Raw genomic sequence first — 19,309 nt, 5'->3', positions numbered from 1 at the left:
CCCGCGCGGGCGGGAGGCTCAGGAGAAGGCGTGGGCCGAGCTCACGAGCACCGCGACCCCGACGTTGACGACCGCGAGTCCGAGCAGGCCGGCCCACAGCCCCTGCGGGATGCGCTCCTTGCGCATGTTGGCCATCACGAGCACGAGCAGCACCAGGCCGATGAGCAGCTTGATGCCGACCTTGGTGTGGTTCACCGGGTCGTCGCCCGACTCCAGCACCCCGACGAGCAGCACGCCGGTGACGAACGCCGTGCCGACGCCGTCGCGCATCACCGGCAGGATCCGCTTCTCGGGCTCGCGGGCCTGCACCAGCAGGCCGCCGATCAGCGCGGCGAAGCCGAGGATGTGGAGGATGAGCAGGATCTGGCGCACGACGTCCATGGCCGCAACCTAGCGGACGCCCGGTCACCTCCCGGTGGCACTGAAGTGCTGGTAGTCCTTCAGGCTGCGCCACGCCCCGCCCCACGACCAGCCGATCCGCGCGAAGGCCCGCACCGCCACCGAGTCCGGCGTGATCATCCCGGGGCGCACCCGGTCACGGTCGAGGTAGCTGCGCGCCCGTTCGGGCAGGACCAGGTCGCCCTTGAGGTAGGGGTTCTGGAAGGGGTTGAGGTCCAGGGCCAGGCCCTTCGCGTGCTCGGAGTAGGTGGCGCTGCCGACCGCCGCACGGCAGACGTAGGCGGCGGTGTCGTTGCCGTCGCCGGTGGGCGGGGCGTCGACGTCGGCCTGCGTCGGGAGGCGCATCTCCTCGATCGGGAAGTCGGCGCGGAACAGGGTGCGGAACACCCCCGCCACCCCCCGCGCCTGCGAGGCCGCGACCACCAGCTCTCCGGTGTGGGCGGCGCCGTCGAACCCGCGGAAGGACACCGTGAGGTAGCGCAGGTCGGCCAGCGTCACCGGGCATCCGGGCTCCCACACCAGCCGGGCGCGCACGTCGGGCGGGAGCGCGGTGATCGTGGCGTGGAAGCGACCGTCGGCGGGCGGGGGCAGCAGGTCGGTGGTCGGGTAGCGGCGCTCGCGCAGGGCGCGGGGCGTGGCGCGCACGACACCGAAGCCGTCGGCGCGGAGCGGCAGCACGCGGGTGCCGAGCGGCCAGTCGGAGTAGCCGGGGTCGGGGTCGGGAGGATCGACGGCGGTCGCCGGCGGCGTGGGGGCGGGAGCGGTGGGGGCGGGAGCGGCGCGGCGACCCGGGTCCGGGGTGGGACCGGCGACGGGCCCCGGGGCCGCCCCGCAGCCGGCGAGCAGCAGCGCCAGGACGACGACGACCGCGCGGCGGCTCACAGCAGCCGACGATCCGCGGCCCACCGCGTCAGCTCGTGGCGCGAGGAGAGCTGCAGCTTGCGCAGTACGGCCGACATGTGGGTCTCGACGGTCTTCACCGAGATGAACAGCTCCCCCGCGACCTCTTTGTAGGCGTAGCCGCGGGCGATCAGCCGCATGACCTCGCGCTCCCGCTCGGTGAGCCGGTCGAGGTCGCTGTCGACCGCCGCGACCTCCACGCTGCCGGCGAAGGCGTCGAGCACGAACCCGGCCAGCCGCGGCGAGAACACGGCGTCGCCGTCGGCCACGCGACGGATGGCCGCGAGCAGCTCCTCGCCGGTGACGGTCTTGGTGACGTAGCCGCGGGCCCCCGCGCGCACCGTGCCGATCACGTCCTCAGCCGCATCGCTCACCGAGAGCGCCAGGAACCGCGCCGAGGCGGTGGGGCTGCGCCGCATCACCTCGCCCCCACCGCCACCGGGCAGGTGCACGTCGAGCAGGACGACGTCGGGGGTCGCGGCCGCGATCGCGGCGACGGCGCCGTCGACGTCCGCGGCCTCGGCCACGACCTCGACCACCCCCGCCCCCAGACCCTCGAGCTCGGCGCGCACGCCGCGCCGGAACATCGCGTGGTCGTCGACGACGACGACCCGCAGGGGCTGCAGGGGCCGGTCCGCGCCGTCCTGCTGCTCACCCAAGGTCGCTCCCCTCGTGGTGCGGCGGCCACCCGGCGGAGTCGGTGCGGTCGACGCTCAGTCGTACCTCGGTGCCCTCGCCGGGGGCGGAGCGGACCTCCGCACGCCCGCCGTGCCGGACCATCCGGTCCAGGATGCTGCGCCGCACGCCGAGCCGGTCAGGGTCGATCACCGCGAGGTCGAAGCCGCGACCCCGGTCGCGCACGAACACCTCAACGCCCGCCTCTCCCACCTCGGCGAAGACGTCCACCCGGGACACCCCGGCGTGCTCGGCGGCGTTGGCCATGGCCTCGCGGGCCGCGGCCACCAGCGGCGGCAGCGCGATCCGCGGGTCGCCGAGGTCGGCGTCGCCCACCACCACGACCTCGACGGACACCCCGTGGGCGTCCTCCACCTCGGCGGCGTGCTCGCGCAGGGCCCGGGCGAGGGTCGGCGCGGTCGGGGTGGAGCCCTCGGTGTAGAGCCAACGACGCAGGTCGCGTTCCTGCGCCCGCGCCAGGCGGGCGACGGCCGCGGGGTCGTCGGCGTTCTTCTGGATCAGGGCCAGGGTCTGCAGCACGGAGTCGTGCAGGTGGGCCGCGACGTCGGCGCGATCCTGGGTGCGCACCCGCTCGGCGCGCTCGTCGCTGAGCTCGGCCGCGAGGCGCCACACCCAGGGTCCGAGCACCACCGCGAGTCCGAGGATCCCCAGCCCGCCACCGATCAGCGCACCGCGGGCCTGCGCCAGCGAGCCGTCGTCGAAGGTCATCACCACGACCGCGGCGAGGACCAGGGCGAGCCCGGCGAGCACCCGCGCCCAGCCGGCCCAGCCGCCGCGGCCCACCACGATCTGGGCGGGGTGGAGCAGCCCGTCGGGGTCGAACCAGCGTTCCCGCTGGGCCTCGTCGGCCTGGCGCCACCGCAGCGCCAGGCCCGCGACGCCGACCGCGACCGGCCAGAACGTGGCCGCCCCGCCCACGACGGCCTGCACGGTGAGCAGCAGCCCGAGCGCCAGCGCCACCAGCACCAGCGCCGGGCCGAGGTCCTGCCAGCGGCGCTGGCCGGCGCCGGCGCGACGTCCGTCGCGCCCGGCCGCCGCCACGCCCGGCGCGAGGTCGGTGCCGCGGAAGGCTGAGCCGACGGGCAGCAGCAGCCAGTAGGCGCCGTAGAGCGCCACCCCGAGACCGCCCAGCGGCGTGGTCAGCACGAACCCGGCCCGCAGCCACAGCACCGGCACCCGCAGGTGCTCGGCCAGGCCCGCGGCGACGCCGCCGAGCACCGCGCCGCGCAGGTCGCGCGAGGCCCGCCGCACGGGCGGTTGGCCGGGGCGGGGCTCGGAGCGGGGCGTGCCGGTGGTGGTCATCGTCCCGGCATCGTCACACAGCGCGGGCCCGGGCGCAGTCGGGGACGACCCCGGTCCCGGATCAGGGCTCTCCCCGATGGTCCCGCCCACCTCGCGCCGTCAGGCTGGAGCCATGACCGAGACCACCGCCCCGACCGACCCGGCCCCACCGCCGCCCGGACGCGGACAGGACCTGTTCCGCGGACTCGGCGCGCTGCGGCGCAGCCGACGCCCCCGCACCGTCGCCGGCGTCGCCACCGGCCTCGCCCGCCACCTCGACATCGACCCCGTGGTGGTCAAGGTGCTGCTCGTCGTGCTGGTGTTCTTCGGCGGCGCCGGACTGCTCGTCTACGGCGCCTGCTGGCTGGTGGTGCCCGAGGAGGACACCGCCGGCGACCCGCGCGGGGCGATCGTGGACGTCGACGAGCGCAGCCGGGTGATCGGCCTCGCGGTCGTGCTCGTGCTCGCCGGCCTCGCCGTGCTGGGCGACACGCTGTCGGGCTTCGGCTTCCCCTGGCCGTTGGCCGTGCTCGGCGTCGTCGTGCTGGTCGTCGTGCTGTCCCGCGGGGAGCGCCGGGGCACCACCCCGGCGGCGTGGTCGCCGGGTCCCGGCGTCCCCTGGTCCACGACGTCGTGGGACGCCGGACCGCGCAGCGCCCGCGGCTGGGTGGGCACGGCGCCGACGGTCGAACTCGGCAAGGCCGCTCCGGCGCGTCCGCAGGACCCCCGCGCCCAGCAGCCCCGCCTGATCGCCTACGCCGTGCTGCTCTCGATGGTGGTGCTGGGCGTGCTCGCCAGCCTCGACCTCGCCGACCTCGCCGACCTGCCCGTCGTGCCCTCGGCCTACCCGGCGGCGGTCCTCGCCGTCTGCGGAGGACTACTGGTGGTCGGCGCCTGGTGGGGCCGCACCGGCGGTCTCGTGGGGCTCGGCGTCCTGGCGGGCCTGCTGACGGTGGCGCTGGTGCTCGTGCCGGACCACCCGCGGATCGGGCGGCTCGACGCCACGCCCACCTCCGCCGCCGCCGTCGCGGCCGACTACGAGCGCAGCATCGGCTACGTCGACCTCGACCTCACCGACGTCGTCGACCCGTCCGCGCTGGCCGGACGGACGGTCGAGGCGCACGTGGGCGTGGGCCGGCTGCGGGTGCTCGTGCCGCCCGGGCTGGACGTGCGGATCGTGAGCAGCGTCGAGGTGGGCGACCACCGGGTGTTCGGCGAGGACCGCGGCAACGAGCTCGACGACCCCGCCGCCGGTGACGTCGTGCGCGACACCGGGGCCGCCCCCGAGCTGGTGCTGGACCTCTCGGTGGGGGTCGGCAGCCTCGAGGTCGAGCAGGTGGCCCCGTGACCGCGCCACGTGAAGCCGGCGATACCGGCGGCCCCGGCGGCCCCAGCGGCGCCGGCGACCTGCGCGTCGGCGCGCTGATCGCGGGCCTGGTGATGCTCGGGATGGTGGTGGTGTGGGGGCTCGTGGTGGGCGACGTCGCCGACCACCGCGACCTGCGCTACCTGCTCCCGCTGCCGTGGGTGCTCGGTGGCACGGCCGGGCTGGTCGCCCTCGTGGTCCGGGATCGGGGTCGCCGCGGGCTATCCTGAGCCCGCGATGAGCAGCGAGACGACCACGAGCGCTCCCGCATACCGTGGCGACGTCCAGGGCATGCGGGCGCTCGCCGTCCTCGCGGTCATGGCGTCCCACGCCGGGATCCCCGGCGTCGGCGGGGGGTTCGTCGGCGTCGACGTGTTCTTCGTCGTCAGCGGCTACCTCATCACCCGGCTGCTGTGCACCGGCATCGCCTCCGGCACCGGCTTCTCGCTCCTGGACTTCTACGCCCGCCGGGCCCGCCGGATCCTGCCCGCGGCCGCCCTGGTGCTCGCCGTCACGGTGGGCGCCTCGCTGGTCTACCTCAACTTCCTCGACGCCGCCGACGCCGCCCGCGACGCCGTGTGGGCCGCGCTGTTCGCGGCCAACCTGCGCTTCCTCGAGCAGGGCGTCGACTACTTCGCGATGGAGGCTGCCCCCTCCCCGCTCCAGCACTACTGGTCGCTGGCCGTGGAGGAGCAGTTCTACCTGGTGTGGCCCCTGCTCATCGGCCTGGCCCTGCTGCTCACCCGCCGGCGGCGCGCCGACGGCCGGGTGCCCGTGCGCAGCCTCACCGCGCTGGCGGTGCTGATCGTGGCGAGCAGCCTGGCCTGGTCGCTGGTCCGCACCGAGGCCGAGCCGACCGCCGCCTACTTCTCGACCCTCACCCGCACCTGGGAGCTCGGCGTCGGCGCCCTGCTCGCGATCCTGGTGCAGGCCGGCCTGCGGGTGCGGTGGCGCTGGCTGCGCGAGCCGCTCGCGCTCGGCGGCCTGGTCGCGATCGGCGTCGCGATCACCCGGTTCGACCTCGGCATGGCCTTCCCCGGCTACCACGCGCTGCTGCCGGTGCTCGGCGCCGCCGCCCTGATCCTGGCCGGCGTCACGGCCACCGAGCGCGACGCGCCCGGGGCCGGCCCGAACCGTGGGGGCGGGGACGACCCGGAGGCGCGGCCGCCCGCCGCCTCACTCGTCGCCGCGCTGCTCAGCACCGCGCCGATGCGTCGGATCGGGGACTGGTCCTACTCGCTGTACCTGTGGCACTGGCCGCTGATCGTGATCCCCAGCCAGAACCTGGGCCGCGACCTGACCCCCACCGAGACCGCGATCGCGATCGCCCTCACCTTCCAGCTCGGCGCGCTCACCTATCGCTTCGTCGAGCAGCCCTTCCGCACCGCCGGGTTCTGGCGCCGCCGCGGGTACCGCGGTCTGCTGCTCTACCCGGCCTCGCTGGCCCTGGTGCTGCCCAGCGCCTTCGGCGGCTACGCCTGGGCCACCTACCTCGGCGGTGAGCGCGGCGACGACCCCGCCGTCACCGCCGAGGCGTTCGGCGTCAACGGCGAGCAGGTCACCGCGCTCGTGCAGGCCTCGGTGGAGGCGGCCCGCAAGGGCTGGCCGATCCCCAGCGACCTCACCCCCGACCTGCTCGACCTCTCCGACGACGTCGCCGACGTCGGCGAGTGCAACTACCAGCGCCCCGAGCGGCCGCTGTGCCGGCGGGGCGACCCGACCTCGGACAAGGTCATCGTCGTCACCGGCGACTCCCACGCCCGGGCCTGGATCCCGGCGTTCGAGCAGATCGCCCGGGAGGCCGGGTACGCCGCCTACTACCTGGTCAAGCAGCAGTGCACCGCCGCGTTCGTCGACCCCGGCCGGCTCGGCACGGGTGAGCGCTGGCCCGAGTGCGAGGAGTTCCACGGCTGGGTGGTGGACCAGGTCCGCGCCCTGCGACCCGACCTCCTGGTGGTCGCCACCTCACCGCCGCCCACGGGGGTCTGGGACCCCGACACCGGCGAGCTGGTCACCGCGCGCGACGACCTCGCCGCCGAGCTGCAGGGCGGGTACGACGACATGTTCGCCGCCTACGAGCCGCTGGCCCAGAAGGTGATGCTGCTCGCCGACGTGCCGCGCCTGCCCGAGGAGCCCGGCGCCTGCCTGGCCGCCCGCGGCGCCCACCTCGGCGACTGCCTGTTCACCCCCACCGACTGGAGCGAGCAGATGCGGCAGGTCTCGCTCGAGGCCGCCGACCGGGCGCGCGTGCGCACCATCGACCCCACCCCGTGGCTGTGCTTCCAGGACCAGTGCCCGGTGGTGATCGGCTCCTCGATCGCCTGGCGCGACCGCGGGCACATCAGCGCCACACGGGCCGGTGAGCTGTGGCGCCCGCTCGGGATCGCCCTGAAGCTGCTCGACGACCCGACCCGCGACGACCGGCGCGACGACGAGCCCACCGAGCCCACCGAGTCCACCGAGCCCGAGGTCCCGGACCCGAGCCCGTCCGGCGTGCCGGAGCCGAGCCCGACCGTCGTCGGACCCCCCACCGCCTGAGCCGGGAACGCCACGGCCCCGCCGATGCGGACATCGACGGGGCCGGGTGCGGAGCGGACGCGGGCTCAGAGCCCCGAGATGCGCGTGCCGGAGTGGATCTTGTAGCGCTTGTTGATCGAGATCAGCACCGCGGTCCAGGGCTCCAGCTGGCGGGCCAGGCGCAGCTTGCCGGCGTCCACGCCGTCGCGGCCGACGACGCTGCGGGCCAGCTCGATGGCCACCTGCTTGGCCTCGGCGTCGTCGCCGCAGACCAGGATGTCCTCGTGGTCGAGGTACTCCTCCTCGCCCCACAGCGTCACGGCGGAGACGTGGTGGAACGCCCCGACGACGGTGGCGCCGGGCGCGAGGCGCTGGGCCGACTCGGCCGCCGAGCTCTCGCCGCCCTCGACGGCGCGGCCGAACGGGCCCCCCTTGTCGAAGCCGAGGGGGTTCACGCACGAGATCACGACCTTGCCGTCCAGACCGCCGTCGGCGGCGAGGGAGGCGATCATCTCGTCGTGACCGTCCCACGGGATGGCGATCAGCACGGCGTCGGCGCCGACCAGCGCCTCGGTGTTCGACGCGCCGAGCACCTCGCCGGCGCCCTCGACGTCGGCGAGCCGGGCGGTGACCTCCTCGGCGACCGGCGTGGCCTTCTCGGCGGAGCGCGAGCCCAGCACGACAGTGTGGCCGTGGCGGGCGAACCGGTAGCCCAGGCCCTTGCCCTGGGGGCCGGTTCCTCCGATGACGGCGATGCGGTAGCTCACGGGGGTGCTCCTTGCAGATCTGATGAGGTGGGTCGGGGTGGCGGTGGGCCTCGGTGGCCGCGCGGGGGCCCGCGACGGGCCCGGTCATGGTGCTCACGAACGATCGCCGGTGCCCACCGCCCGTCGGGGTGGCGGGCGGTGGTCGGCCGCCTGGTCTATTGTGACACCAACACTGTCAGTATCGATCAGGAGACCCCCATGAAGCTGTCCACCACGCTGATGTACGACGGGAACCCGCGCAGCGCGGCCGATCAGGTGGTCGCGCTCGAGCGGGCCGGCCTGGACCTGGTGTGGGTGGCCGAGGCCTACGGCTTCGACTCCCCGACCCTCATGGGCTACCTCGCCGCGAAGACCGAGACCGTCGAGATCGGCTCGGGCATCCTCAACGTCTTCTCCCGCACCCCGGGCGCGCTGCTCCAGACCGCCGCGGGCCTGGACAACGTCTCCGCCGGCCGCGCCGTCCTCGGCCTCGGCGCCTCCGGTCCGCAGGTGATCGAGGGCTTCCACGGCCTGCCGTACGCCCGCCCCCTGGGCCGCACCCGCGAGGTCATCTCGATCGTGCGCCAGGGCATGCGCCGCGAGCCGCTGCAGCACGAGGGCCGCGACTTCACCCTCCCGCTGCCGGCCGAGAAGGGCACCGGCCTCGGCAAGCCGCTCAAGCTGCTCACCAAGCCCGAGCGCCCCTCGGTGCCGATCTGGGTCGCCGCGCTGGGCGGGGCCAACGTCACCATGACCGCCGAGATCGCCGACGGCTGGATCCCCCACCTCTACTACCCCGAGAAGGCCAAGGACGTGTGGGGCGCCGCCCTCGAGGCCGGTTACGCCAAGCGCGACCCTGAGCTCGGTCCGCTGCAGGTCACCGGCGGCGGCGTGCTCGCCATCGGGGAGGGCCCCGAGGTCAAGGCGATGCTCGACCTCGCCCGCCCGTTGTACGCCCTCTACGTCGGCGGCATGGGCGCCAAGGGCAAGAACTTCTACAACGACCTCGCCTGCTCCTACGGCTACGAGAAGGAGGCCGCGGAGATCCAGGACCTCTACCTCTCGGGCAAGAAGAAGGAGGCCGAGGCGCTGGTGCCGCAGGAGTGGCTGGAGGCCGGCAACCTCGTGGGCCCGGCGTCCTACGTCAAGGAGCGGATGGCGGCCTTCGCCGAGTCCGGCATCACCCACCTCAACGTGATGCCCGCCTCCGCCGACCCGGCGGCGACGATCGCGGAGGCCAAGGAGCTCCTCGGCTCGCTCTGACCCACCCCGCCCACGCGCCCGTCCGATCGCTGATCGGGCGGGCGCGTGCGCGTGCCGGCGGCAGGTCGACGGCGGGACGGGTCAGCGGCGCGGGTCCTCGCCGAGGTCGGCGGCCAACGAGCGGGTGATCACCTGGTGGGCCGCGCGCTGGAAGGCGGTCACGACGCCGTCGAGCACGAAACGACGCAGCACCGGCAGCGTGCGCTCGAGGCGCCGCGACTCCTCCGGGCTGGTGCCGGCGGCGCGGTAGGGGGCGATGACGGTGCGGTGCAGGATCGCGGTGAGCTCGTCGGCCAGGGAGTCCATGTGCCGGGCGATGGCGTCGCCGGCCAGCACCAGGCCCTCCTCCGGGATGTCGACGTCGATCAGCTGCACGGCCTTCTCGAACCCCGGCATCACGCGCCAGCGGCCCTCACCCGCCGGCTCGATGCCGCCCCCGAGCTGCAGGATCCGGCGCTCGCGCTCCCCCACCGGCCGACGCGCGAGGTCGGCGAGGTCGGCGTCCGCCACCTCCCGCGGCACCTCGGCGGTCCAGGAGGTGAGCATGGCGCGCTGCAGCGCCAGCTCCTCGGGCGTCGCCTCGAGCGGGATGGCACCGAGCAGCCGCTCGATGGCCTGGAGGGTGAAGCCGTGGTCCTGCAGGGCCCGGACGAGCTCGAGCCGCGCCCGGTGCACCGGCCCGTAGTAGGCCAGCCGGCCCCGTCGCTCGGGGGCGGGCAGCAACCCCAGGCTCGCGTAGTAGCGCGTGGTGCGCACCGTCAGGCCGACCGCCTGCGCGAGCTCGTCGATGGTGAGGAGATCGGATTCCTCCAAAGTGGGGGCTTCACTCATGAGGATGACAGTATTACTGTCACACCAGTGCTGGCGAGTGCTTCGGGCCACCGATCACCCGCTCGGCACTCCAGAGCGTTCCCCGAACCGAAAGGCCGTCCGATGCCGCAAGCGCCGTCCATCTACGAGCAGGAGCACGAGGACTTCCGCGCCACCGTGCGCGCGTTCATGGAGAAGGAGGTCGCCCCCTACCACGACCAGTGGGAGAAGGACGGCCAGGTCAGCCGCGAGGTCTGGCGCAAGGCCGGCGAGATGGGCCTGCTCTGCTTCGACGTCGAGGAGCAGTACGGCGGCGCCGGGATCAAGGACTTCCGCTATAACGCCATCGTGTCCGAGGAGATCTCCCGGATCGGCGCGAGCGGGCTCGGCTTCCCCGTGCACACCGACATCATCGTCCCCTACATCTCCTCCCTGGGCACCGAGGAGCAGAAGCAGCGCTGGCTGCCCGGCCTGGTCAGCGGCGAGCTGATCTCCTCGGTCGCCATGACCGAGCCCGGCGCCGGCTCCGACCTGCAGGGCATCCGCACCAGCGCCGTCGACAAGGGCGACCACTACGTCCTCAACGGCTCCAAGACCTTCATCTCCAACGGCATCATGAGCGACGTCCTGATCGTCGTGTGCCGCACCGACCCCGACGCCGGGCACCAGGGCATCAGCCTGCTCGTCGTCGAGCGCGGCATGGAGGGCTTCGAGCGCGGCCGCAACCTCGACAAGATGGGCATGAAGGCCCAGGACACCGCCGAGCTGTTCTTCGACAACGTCATCGTGCCGAAGGAGAACCTGCTGGGCCAGGAGGGCCAGGGCTTCATCTACCTGATGGAGAACCTGCCCCAGGAGCGGGTCTCCATCGCCGCGATCGCGGTCGCCGCGATCGAGCGCGTGCTGGAGATGAGCCTGGACTACGCCAAGAGCCGCCAGGCCTTCGGCAAGCCGATCGGCTCCTTCCAGAACACCCGCTTCACCCTCGCCGAGATGGCCACCGAGGCCTACATCGCCCGGGTCTTCGTCAACCACTGCATCCTCGCGCTCAACGCCGGCGAGGTGGACCCCTCCCTGGCCTCGATGGCGAAGTACTGGACCACCGAGCTGCAGAAGAAGATCACCGACGCCGGCCTGCAGATCCACGGCGGCTACGGCTACATGAGCGAGTACCCGATCTCCAAGGCCTACACCGACGGTCGCATCCAGACCATCTACGGCGGCACGACCGAGATCATGAAGGAGATCATCGGGCGCTTCCTCGGCGTCTGAGCCTCCCGCTCCCGCGGCTCCACCCACCGGGCACCGGCGTCCCCCGGACGTCGGTGCCCGGTGCCATGTACGGGAGCGTCTCCGGCCGTCTCCCCCCTCGGGACAGTCCGGCCGGACTGCTGACTTGTGCGGCAGGTCACACTTACCCTGCCGACACCCCGACCCCACAGGAGACCCCCGATGTCCGACGACGTCCTCGCCGCCCGACACGCCCTTCAGGAGCGCATCGGCGCACGCACCGTGGTGCACTGCCTGCTCGAGACCGTGGCCCGCCACGGCGACCAGCCGGCCTACGCCGACAAGCACGACGTGCCCGAGGGCGAGTCCTGGCGCACCCTGACCTGGGCCCAGACGCTGGAGGGTGCACGCGACGTCGGGGCGGGCCTGGCCTCGCTCGGCCTCGAGGCCGGCGGGTTCGTGGCGATCATGGCCACCAACCGCATCGAGCACTACCTCTCCGACATGGGCACCCAGCAGGCCGGTGGCGTGCCGATGTCGATCTACAACACCCTGTCCCCCGAGCAGGTGGCCTACGTCGCGGGCGAGGCGCGCCCCACCGTCGCGATCCTCGAGACCGCCGACCACCTGGCGCGCTGGGAGCGGGCACTGAGCGAGGTCGACAGCCTGCGCGCCGTCGTGCTGCTCGGCTGCGAGGCCCCCACCGACGACGACCGCGTCACCTACCTCACCTGGGACGACCTGGTGGCGCGCGGCGCCGCCGCACGGGCCTCCGGCGAGGTCGACCTCGAGGCCCGGGTCGCCACGCTGACCCCCGACTCGCCCGCCACGATCCTCTACACCTCCGGCACCACCGGGAACCCCAAGGGCGTCGTGCTCACCCACCACAACGTCGTCTACGAGACCATCTCGACCCTGGAGAGCGCGGGCCTCACCGAGCCCGGCACCTCGGTGTCCTACCTCCCGCTGGCGCACATCGCCGAGCGGGTGCTGGGCCTGTACGGCCCCCAGGTGCAGGGCAGCCGGATGTACGCGATCGGCGACCCGGCCCAGCTGCTGCCCGCGCTGGGCGAGGTGCACCCCACCAGCTTCTTCGGCGTGCCGCGGGTGTGGGAGAAGATCAAGACCGGCCTGTCGGCCAAGCTCGCCGCCGAGCCCGACCCCGCCAAGCAGCAGTTCGTGAAGGACGCCATGGCCGCCGGTCTCGCCTGGGTCAAGGCCCAGGAGGTCGGAGGCACGATGACCCCCGAGATCCAGGCCGCCTACGAGCAGGCCGACGCCGCGATCCTGGGCTTCCTCAAGGCCGTCCTCGGCCTCGACCAGGTCACCTGGGCCGCCTCCGCAGCCGCTCCCATGCCGCTGGACGTCGCGGAGTTCATGGCGGGGCTGGGCCTGAAGGTCTACGACGTCTACGGCATGACCGAGACCTGCGGCGCCATCACCGTCAACGGGCCCGACGGCTTCAAGCTCGGCACGGTCGGCCGCCCCACCCCGGGCATGGAGGTCAAGCTCGGCGAGGACGGCGAGGTGCTCGTGCGCGGCCCCGTCACCACGCCCGGCTACCACCGTCAGGAGGAGGCCACCGCGGCGCTCTACGACGCCGACGGCTGGCTGCACACCGGCGACATCGGCACCCTCGACGACGACGGCTTCTTCGCGATCGTGGACCGCAAGAAGGAGCTCATCATCACCTCGGCGGGCAAGAACATCGCGCCCTCGAACATCGAGAACTTCCTCAAGGAGTCCCCGCTGATCGGGCACGCGATGGCGATCGGCGACGGCCGCCCCTACGTCGTCGCGGTGCTCACCCTCGACGGCGAGATCGCCCCGCTCATCGCCGCCCAGGCCGGGATCGGGACCACCGACCTCGCCGAGCTCGCCCAGCACCCCACCATCCGCGCGATGGTGCAGCAGGCCGTCGACGCCGCCAACGAGCGGCTCTCGCGCCCCGAGCAGGTCAAGGCCTACGAGCTGCTGCCCACCGAGTGGACCGCGGAGTCGGAGGAGCTCACCCCCACGCTGAAGCTCAAGCGCCGGGTCGTGAACACCAAGTACGCCGACGTCGTGGACCGTCTCTACGGCTGAGCCGCCCCGCAGGACGACCCGCAGGACGACCGGCAGGACGACCGGCAGGACGACCGGGGCGGACCCCACGATGAATCGGGGTCCGCCCCCGGGTCGGTCTCGGGGAGATTCCCGATGCCGGCACCGGCGTCCGTCCGCGAGAGTGAGCACCATGTCGACCCCCTCCACCCCGTTGTCCCCCGCCGCTCCCCCACCTGAGCCCGACACCACGGGCCGTCCGCACCGCCCCGCCCATCGCGTCGCCGGCCGGCTGGCCGGTCCGGCCACCAAGTGGGTCGTGCTCGTCGTGGCGCTGCTCGCCACCGGGGTGCTCGCCGGCCTGGGCGGCAAGCTCGCCGAGGTCAAGGACAACGAGCAGTCCTCGTGGGTGCCCGCCTCCGCCGAGTCGACCCGGGTGGCCGAGGAGCTCTCCGCGACCCTCAACCCCAACGCCATCCCGACCCTGGTCGTCTACCACCGCACCGGCGGCCTCACCGACGCCGACCTCGCGGCGATGGACGCCCAGGCCCGGCAGTTCGCCACTCTCGACGGCCTCACCGACGACGGCGTCCTCACCCCCAACGGCGCCGCGGCCCTCGCCGCGCAGGGCGGACCCGCCCCCACGCTGATCTCCGCGGACCGGGAGGTGGCCTACACCTTCCTCAGCTTCGACCTCGGCGACGAGGGCTTCAACAAGGTGGCCGCACCGGTGGAGCGGATCCGCGACATCGCCGCGGCCGACAGCCCCCAGGGGCTCGAGGTCGCCGTGAGCGGGCTGGGCGGTCAGGCCGCCGACTTCACCAGCAGCTTCGACGGCTCGCACGTCAGCCTGCTGCTGATCACCCTCGGCGTCGTGGTGCTCATCCTGCTCTTCACCTACCGCAGCCCGGTGCTCTGGCTGCTGCCCATCATCTGCGCCATGGTGGCCAACACCATGGCCGGCGGCGTCATCTACCTGCTGGCCCGCTACGCCGACCTCACGGTGAACGACCAGAGCCAGTACATCCTCTCGATCCTGGTGATCGGCGCCGGCACCGACTACGCGCTGCTGCTGGTGGCCCGCTACCGCGAGGAGCTGCGGCGCCACGCCGATCGGCACGAGGCGATGGCGGTGGCGCTGCACCGCGCCGCCCCGGCCATCGTGGCCAGCGCCGCCACCGTGGTGGTCGGTCTGCTGTGCCTGGCCTTCGCCGACCTCAACTCCACCGCCGGGCTCGGACCGGTGCTCGCCGTCGGCGTCGCCGTCACGTTCCTGGTGATGGTCACCCTGCTCCCGGCCCTGCTCGTGATCTGCGGACGCTGGGTGTTCTGGCCGCGGCGGCCCGCGCTCGGCTCGGCCGAGCCCACGGCGGGCGGGCTGTGGGCCCGCGTCGGCGACCGGATCGCGCGGCGTCCGCGGGCGGTCTGGGTGACCACGGCGGTGCTGCTGGGCGTCGCCTGCCTCGGCCTGGTCCGCCTCGACACCGCCGGCCTCTCCACCGAGGAGTCGGTCACCACCGAGTTCGCCTCGATCCAGGCCCAGGGCCTGCTGGCCGAGCACGACCTGGTGGATGAGTCCAACACCCTGCAGGTCGTCGGCGACGACGACGTCGTGGCCGAGGCGGCGGCCGCCGTCGCCGCACTCCCCGGCGTGGGCGACCCCGGCCCGATCGTGTCGCTGGGGGACGGCCGCTCCTACGCCGAGGCCCCCCTCAGCGTCGACTACGCCTCCCCCGAGGCCTTCGACCTGGTGCGCTCGGCCCGCACCGCCGCCCACGACGCCGGCGGCGCCGACACGCGGGTCGGCGGGACGGCGGCGTTCTACCTCGACACCAAGATCGCCTCCGAACGCGACAACCGCGTCGTCATCCCGCTCGTGCTCGGGGTCGTGCTCCTGATCCTGGTGCTGCTGCTGCGCTCGCTGGCCGCGCCACTGCTGCTCATGGGCACGGTGGTGCTGTCCTTCGGTGCCGCCCTCGGCATCTCGGCGCTGCTCTTCGAGTACGTCTTCGGCTTCGCCGGGTCCGACCCCGGGTTCCCGCTGTTCGCGTTCGTGTTCCTCGTGGCCCTGGGCATCGACTACAACATCTTCCTCATGACGCGGGTGCGCGAGCAGACCCTCACCCACGGCACGCGCCGGGGGTCGCTGGTGGCGCTGGCCTCCACGGGCGGGGTCATCACCTCCGCCGGCCTGGTGCTGGCAGCGACGTTCCTGGCGCTCGGCACACTGCCGTTCGTCTTCCTCGCCGAGCTCGGAGTGGCGGTCGCGCTCGGCGTGCTGCTCGACACCCTCATCGTGCGGTCGGTGCTGGTGACGGCGCTCAACCTCGACCTCGGACACCGCATCTGGTGGCCCAGCCGACTCGACGCCGAGCAGGCCGATCCCGCCTGAGTCCACCGCGTGGGCGCGCCGGTCGGGCGCGCCCACGCCGGGCGTAGCGTGAGACGTGATGGACGTCATCCCCACCCCCCAGCAGGTCCGCCGGGCGCTGGTGCGCGCCGAGCGCGGCGCCGCCCTCGACGTCGAGGAGGCCGGCGCGCTGCTGGCCGCCACCGGGGCCGAGCTGGACCGACTGTGCGTGGCGGCCGCGCGGGTGCGCGACGCCGGGCTGGAGGCCGCCGGCCGCCCCGGCGTCGTGACGTACTCACCGAAGGTGTTCATCCCGATCACCCGGCTGTGCCGCGACCGGTGCCACTACTGCACGTTCGTGGAGACCCCGGCCCAGGCCGCGCGCGAGGGCCGGGCCCCCTACCTCTCCCCCGACGAGATCCTGGCGATCGCGAGCCAGGGCGCGGCGATGGGGTGCCTGGAGGCGCTGTTCACCCTCGGCGACCGTCCCGAGGACCGGTGGCCCGAGGCGCAGGCGTGGCTGGACGAGCAGGGCTACGACTCCACCCTGGCCTACGTCCGCGCGATGGCGATCCGGGTGCTGGAGGAGACCGGCCTGCTGCCGCACCTCAACCCCGGCGTCATGTCGTGGGAGGAGATGAACCGGCTCAAGCCGGTCTCGCCCTCGATGGGCATGATGCTCGAGACCACCTCGCGGCGGCTCTTCGAGACCCGGGGCGAGGCCCACTACGGCTCCCCCGACAAGGACCCCGCGGTGCGGTTGCGGGTCCTGGAGGACGCCGGGCGGCTCGCCATCCCCTTCACCACCGGGCTGCTGGTGGGCATCGGCGAGACGCTCCTCGAGCGCGCCGAGACGATCTTCGCCCTGCGCGAGACCTCCCGGCGCTACGGCGCCGTGCAGGAGGTCATCGTGCAGAACTTCCGCGCCAAGCCCGACACCGCGATGCGCCACACCGACGACCTCGGCCTGGCGGAGTACCGCGCGGCGATCGCCGTGACGCGGCTGGTGCTCGGGCCGAAGGCGCGCGTGCAGGCGCCGCCCAACCTGGTGGACCTCGCCGAGTGCCGGGCACTGCTCGACGCCGGCGTCGACGACTGGGGCGGCGTCTCGCCGCTGACCCCCGACCACGTCAACCCCGAGCGGCCGTGGCCGAGCCTGGAACGGCTGCGCGCGATCACCGCCGAGTGCGGCTTCGACCTGCGTCCCCGGCTCACGGTCCACCCCGAGTACGTGCGCGCCGGCGAGCCGTGGCTCGACCCGCGGGTGCGCGGGCACGTGTCCGCGCTGGCGCAGCACGACGGTCTGGCGATCGAGGGCGTGCGGCCGGTCGGCCTGCCCTGGCAGGAGCCCGACGGCGGCGCGGGCCTGCACGGCGACGGCAGCGGCCGCACCGACCTGCACACCGCCGTCGACACCGAGGGCCGCACCGAGGACCGCCGCTCCGACTTCGCCGACGTCTACGGCGACTGGGACGCCGTGCGCGAGGCCGCCGCCACCACCGGCGCCCCCGCGGTGCTCACCGCCGAGGGCGGCGCCGCCCTCCGGGCCGCGGAGGCCGACCCCGGCGGCCTCTCCCCCGAGGACGCCCTGACGCTCATCACCGCCGACGGCGACCTGCTCGACGCCGTGTGCCGACTGGCCGACGACCTGAGGCGGGAGACGGTGGGCGACGACGTCACCTACATCGTCAACCGGAACATCAACTTCACCAACGTCTGCTACGTCGGCTGCCGGTTCTGCGCGTTCGCGCAGCGGCGCACCGACGCCGACGCCTACTCGCTGTCGCTCGACCAGGTGGCCGACCGCGCCGAGGAGGCGTGGGGACTGGGCGCCACCGAGGTGTGCATGCAGGGCGGCATCGACCCCGAGCTGCCCGCCGACGCCTACTTCGACCTCGTGGCCGCGGTGAAGCAGCGCGTGCCGGGGATGCACGTGCACGCCTTCTCCCCGATGGAGGTCGTCAACGGCACCGCGCGCACCGGCCTCTCGATCGAGGACTTCCTGATCAAGGCCCGCGAGGCCGGCCTGGGCTCGCTGCCGGGCACGGCGGCGGAGATCCTCGACGACGAGGTGCGCTGGGTGCTCACCAAGGGCAAGCTGCCCACCCGGACCTGGGTCGAGATCGTCTCCACCGCCCACCGCGTCGGTGTGCCCACCACGAGCACGATGATGTACGGCCACGTCGACCACCCCCGCCACTGGGTGGGGCACCTGCAGCTGCTCGGCCGCATCCAGGACGAGACCGGCGGCTTCACCGAGTTCGTGCCGCTGCCCTTCGTGCACACCAGCGCCCCGATCTACCTCGCCGGCGTCGCGCGGCCCGGCCCGACCCTGCGCGACAACCGCGCGGTGCACGCGATGGCGCGGATCCTGCTGCACGGCCGGATCCGCAACATCCAGACCTCCTGGGTCAAGCTCGGCGTCGAGGGCACCCGGATGATGCTGCGCTCGGGCGCCAACGACCTCGGCGGCACCCTGATGGAGGAGACCATCTCGCGGATGGCCGGCTCCGAGCACGGCTCGGCCAAGACGGTGGCGGAGCTGGAGGAGATCGGCGCCGGCATCGGTCGCCCGGTGCGCGAGCGCACCACGCTCTACGCGCTGCGGTAGCCGGCAGCTCTCCCCCGCCAGACCTAGAACACGTTCTACTTCGTGTTCTAGGCTGCAGCGTGCGCTTCTCCATCGTCACCGCCTTCCAACCCACCGAGCACCTGATCCCGCTGGCCCGGGCCGCCGACGAGCTCGGCTACCACGCGATCTCGGTGCCCGACCACGTCGTGGACCTGGAGGAGCTGCGCACGCCGTACCCGTACACCCCCGACGGCGCGCGCCGCTGGGACATCGACGCGGAGTGGCCCGACCCGTGGGTGCTGATCGGCGCGCTCGCCGCCGTCACGACCCGGGTGCGTTTCTTCACCTCCATCTACGTCGCCGCCATGCGCAACCCGTTCCAGGTGGCCAAGACCGTCGGCACCGCGGCGGTGCTGTCGGGCGACCGGGTCTCGCTGGGCGTCGGCATCGGCTGGTGCGAGGAGGAGTTCGAGCTGCTCGAGCAGGACTTCCGCACCCGCGGCAAGCGCACCGACGAGGGTCTGGCGCTGATGAAGGCGCTCTGGGAGCCGGGCTTCACCGAGTTCGAGGGCACGTTCTACTCCGCACCCCGGCTGAAGATGAATCCCTCCCCGAGCGCCCCGATCCCGATCCTCATCGGCGGCCTGTCGGAGATCGCGTTCCGCCGCGCCGCGCGCCACGACGGCTGGGTGGGCGACATCTACACCGTCGAGGAGGCCTGCGGCCACGCCCGCCGGCTGCAGGAGATCCGCGCCGAGGTGGGCGCCGAGGGCCCCTTCGAGATCATCACCGCCCTCTCCGACGCCTTCCTGCCCGAGCACTTCGCCACCGCGCGGGACGCCGGGATCACCGAGGTGTGGACGATGCCCTGGGCCTACTACAGCGGCCTGGAGGCGACCTTGGATCAGAAGCTCGACGGCATGCGCCGCTTCGCCGAGGACGTCATGGCACCCGCCGCCGGCTGAGCACCGGCCCGCCCCCCTCGGGCAGACGCCGCCGGTCAGGTGCGGGCGTGTCGCGACGCTCGCTGCGCTCGCTCCTCGACGAACGACCAGCACCCCCACGGTCGTCGAGGAGGCGCCCCAGCGCCGTCCCGAGACGCCGCGAGCCGACCCGCCCCCCAGGCCACCCCCGCC

General features: G+C 73.6%; 15 protein-coding genes. 9 read left to right on the top strand and 6 right to left on the bottom strand.

Annotated features, from left to right (window positions below; all coding sequences use genetic code 11):
* Positions 1–18 precede the first annotated feature (18 nt).
* Genes ACERUJ_RS01830 through ACERUJ_RS01815 form a run of 4 tightly spaced genes read right to left on the bottom strand, consistent with a single transcriptional unit; the run spans position 19 to position 3,297 of the window.
* Positions 19–381, bottom strand: coding sequence for a hypothetical protein (locus ACERUJ_RS01830; RefSeq protein WP_370246728.1), 363 nt, complete (start codon positions 379–381; stop codon positions 19–21).
* Between the two features lie 24 nt (positions 382–405).
* Entirely contained in the window at positions 406–1,281 is an 876-nt protein-coding gene (locus ACERUJ_RS01825) for a M15 family metallopeptidase (protein WP_370246727.1), read from the bottom strand.
* Complete coding sequence (locus ACERUJ_RS01820; protein ID WP_370246726.1) at positions 1,278–1,958, bottom strand: LuxR C-terminal-related transcriptional regulator; 681 nt, start codon at positions 1,956–1,958, stop codon at positions 1,278–1,280. The genes ACERUJ_RS01825 and ACERUJ_RS01820 overlap by 4 nt, the downstream gene beginning before the upstream one ends.
* The gene (locus tag ACERUJ_RS01815; RefSeq protein ID WP_370246725.1) at positions 1,951–3,297 is read right to left on the bottom strand and encodes a PspC domain-containing protein; all 1,347 of its coding nucleotides are present in this window, start codon (positions 3,295–3,297) and stop codon (positions 1,951–1,953) included. Before ACERUJ_RS01815 ends, ACERUJ_RS01820 begins: the two co-directional genes overlap by 8 nt.
* A 112-nt stretch (positions 3,298–3,409) precedes the next feature.
* On the opposite strand from ACERUJ_RS01815, the gene ACERUJ_RS01810 reads away from it, so the two are divergent.
* The 3 genes from ACERUJ_RS01810 to ACERUJ_RS01800 are packed head-to-tail and all read left to right on the top strand — an operon-like array spanning position 3,410 to position 7,180.
* A complete protein-coding gene (locus tag ACERUJ_RS01810; protein ID WP_370246724.1) occupies positions 3,410–4,624 on the top strand; it encodes a PspC domain-containing protein in 1,215 nt (404 codons plus the stop codon).
* Positions 4,621–4,872 carry a hypothetical protein gene (locus tag ACERUJ_RS01805; protein ID WP_370246723.1) on the top strand — a complete coding sequence of 84 codons (252 nt, stop codon included), beginning with the start codon at positions 4,621–4,623 and terminating at the stop codon, positions 4,870–4,872. Before ACERUJ_RS01810 ends, ACERUJ_RS01805 begins: the two co-directional genes overlap by 4 nt.
* A 7-nt stretch (positions 4,873–4,879) precedes the next feature.
* Positions 4,880–7,180, top strand: a complete 2,301-nt coding sequence (locus ACERUJ_RS01800) for an acyltransferase family protein (protein WP_370246722.1) — start codon at positions 4,880–4,882, stop codon at positions 7,178–7,180.
* A 65-nt stretch (positions 7,181–7,245) separates the two neighbouring features.
* Here the strand turns inward: ACERUJ_RS01800 and npdG are convergent, their stop codons facing one another.
* On the bottom strand, positions 7,246–7,926 hold the full coding sequence (gene npdG / locus ACERUJ_RS01795; protein WP_370246721.1) for an NADPH-dependent F420 reductase: 681 nt from the start codon (positions 7,924–7,926) through the stop codon (positions 7,246–7,248).
* Between the two features lie 198 nt (positions 7,927–8,124).
* On the opposite strand from npdG, the gene ACERUJ_RS01790 reads away from it, so the two are divergent.
* Positions 8,125–9,168, top strand: coding sequence for an LLM class F420-dependent oxidoreductase (locus ACERUJ_RS01790; protein ID WP_370246720.1), 1,044 nt, complete (start codon positions 8,125–8,127; stop codon positions 9,166–9,168).
* Positions 9,169–9,249: 81 nt separating this feature from the next.
* On the opposite strand, the gene ACERUJ_RS01785 is transcribed toward ACERUJ_RS01790, so the two are convergent.
* Positions 9,250–9,999, bottom strand: coding sequence for a MerR family transcriptional regulator (locus tag ACERUJ_RS01785; RefSeq protein ID WP_370246719.1), 750 nt, complete (start codon positions 9,997–9,999; stop codon positions 9,250–9,252).
* 102 nt (positions 10,000–10,101) lie between these two features.
* On the opposite strand from ACERUJ_RS01785, the gene ACERUJ_RS01780 reads away from it, so the two are divergent.
* The 5 genes from ACERUJ_RS01780 (at position 10,102) to ACERUJ_RS01760 (ending at position 19,138) form a co-directional block, all read left to right on the top strand.
* On the top strand, positions 10,102–11,250 hold the full coding sequence (locus ACERUJ_RS01780) for an acyl-CoA dehydrogenase family protein (RefSeq protein ID WP_370246718.1): 1,149 nt from the start codon (positions 10,102–10,104) through the stop codon (positions 11,248–11,250).
* Positions 11,251–11,430: 180 nt separating this feature from the next.
* Positions 11,431–13,293, top strand: a complete 1,863-nt coding sequence (locus ACERUJ_RS01775; protein ID WP_370246717.1) for a long-chain fatty acid--CoA ligase — start codon at positions 11,431–11,433, stop codon at positions 13,291–13,293.
* Between the two features lie 151 nt (positions 13,294–13,444).
* Positions 13,445–15,643 carry an MMPL family transporter gene (locus ACERUJ_RS01770; RefSeq protein ID WP_370246716.1) on the top strand — a complete coding sequence of 733 codons (2,199 nt, stop codon included), beginning with the start codon at positions 13,445–13,447 and terminating at the stop codon, positions 15,641–15,643.
* Between the two features lie 58 nt (positions 15,644–15,701).
* Positions 15,702–18,212, top strand: coding sequence for a bifunctional FO biosynthesis protein CofGH (locus tag ACERUJ_RS01765; RefSeq protein ID WP_370246715.1), 2,511 nt, complete (start codon positions 15,702–15,704; stop codon positions 18,210–18,212).
* Between the two features lie 59 nt (positions 18,213–18,271).
* Entirely contained in the window at positions 18,272–19,138 is an 867-nt protein-coding gene (locus ACERUJ_RS01760) for a TIGR03619 family F420-dependent LLM class oxidoreductase (RefSeq protein WP_370246714.1), read from the top strand.
* Positions 19,139–19,309 lie beyond the last annotated feature (171 nt).

This window comes from Nocardioides sp., from assembly GCF_964228225.1.
Lineage (GTDB): Bacteria > Actinomycetota > Actinomycetes > Propionibacteriales > Nocardioidaceae > Nocardioides.
The sequence above is the reverse complement of the archived record's forward strand: the minus strand, read 5'-3'. Positions and strand labels throughout refer to the sequence as shown.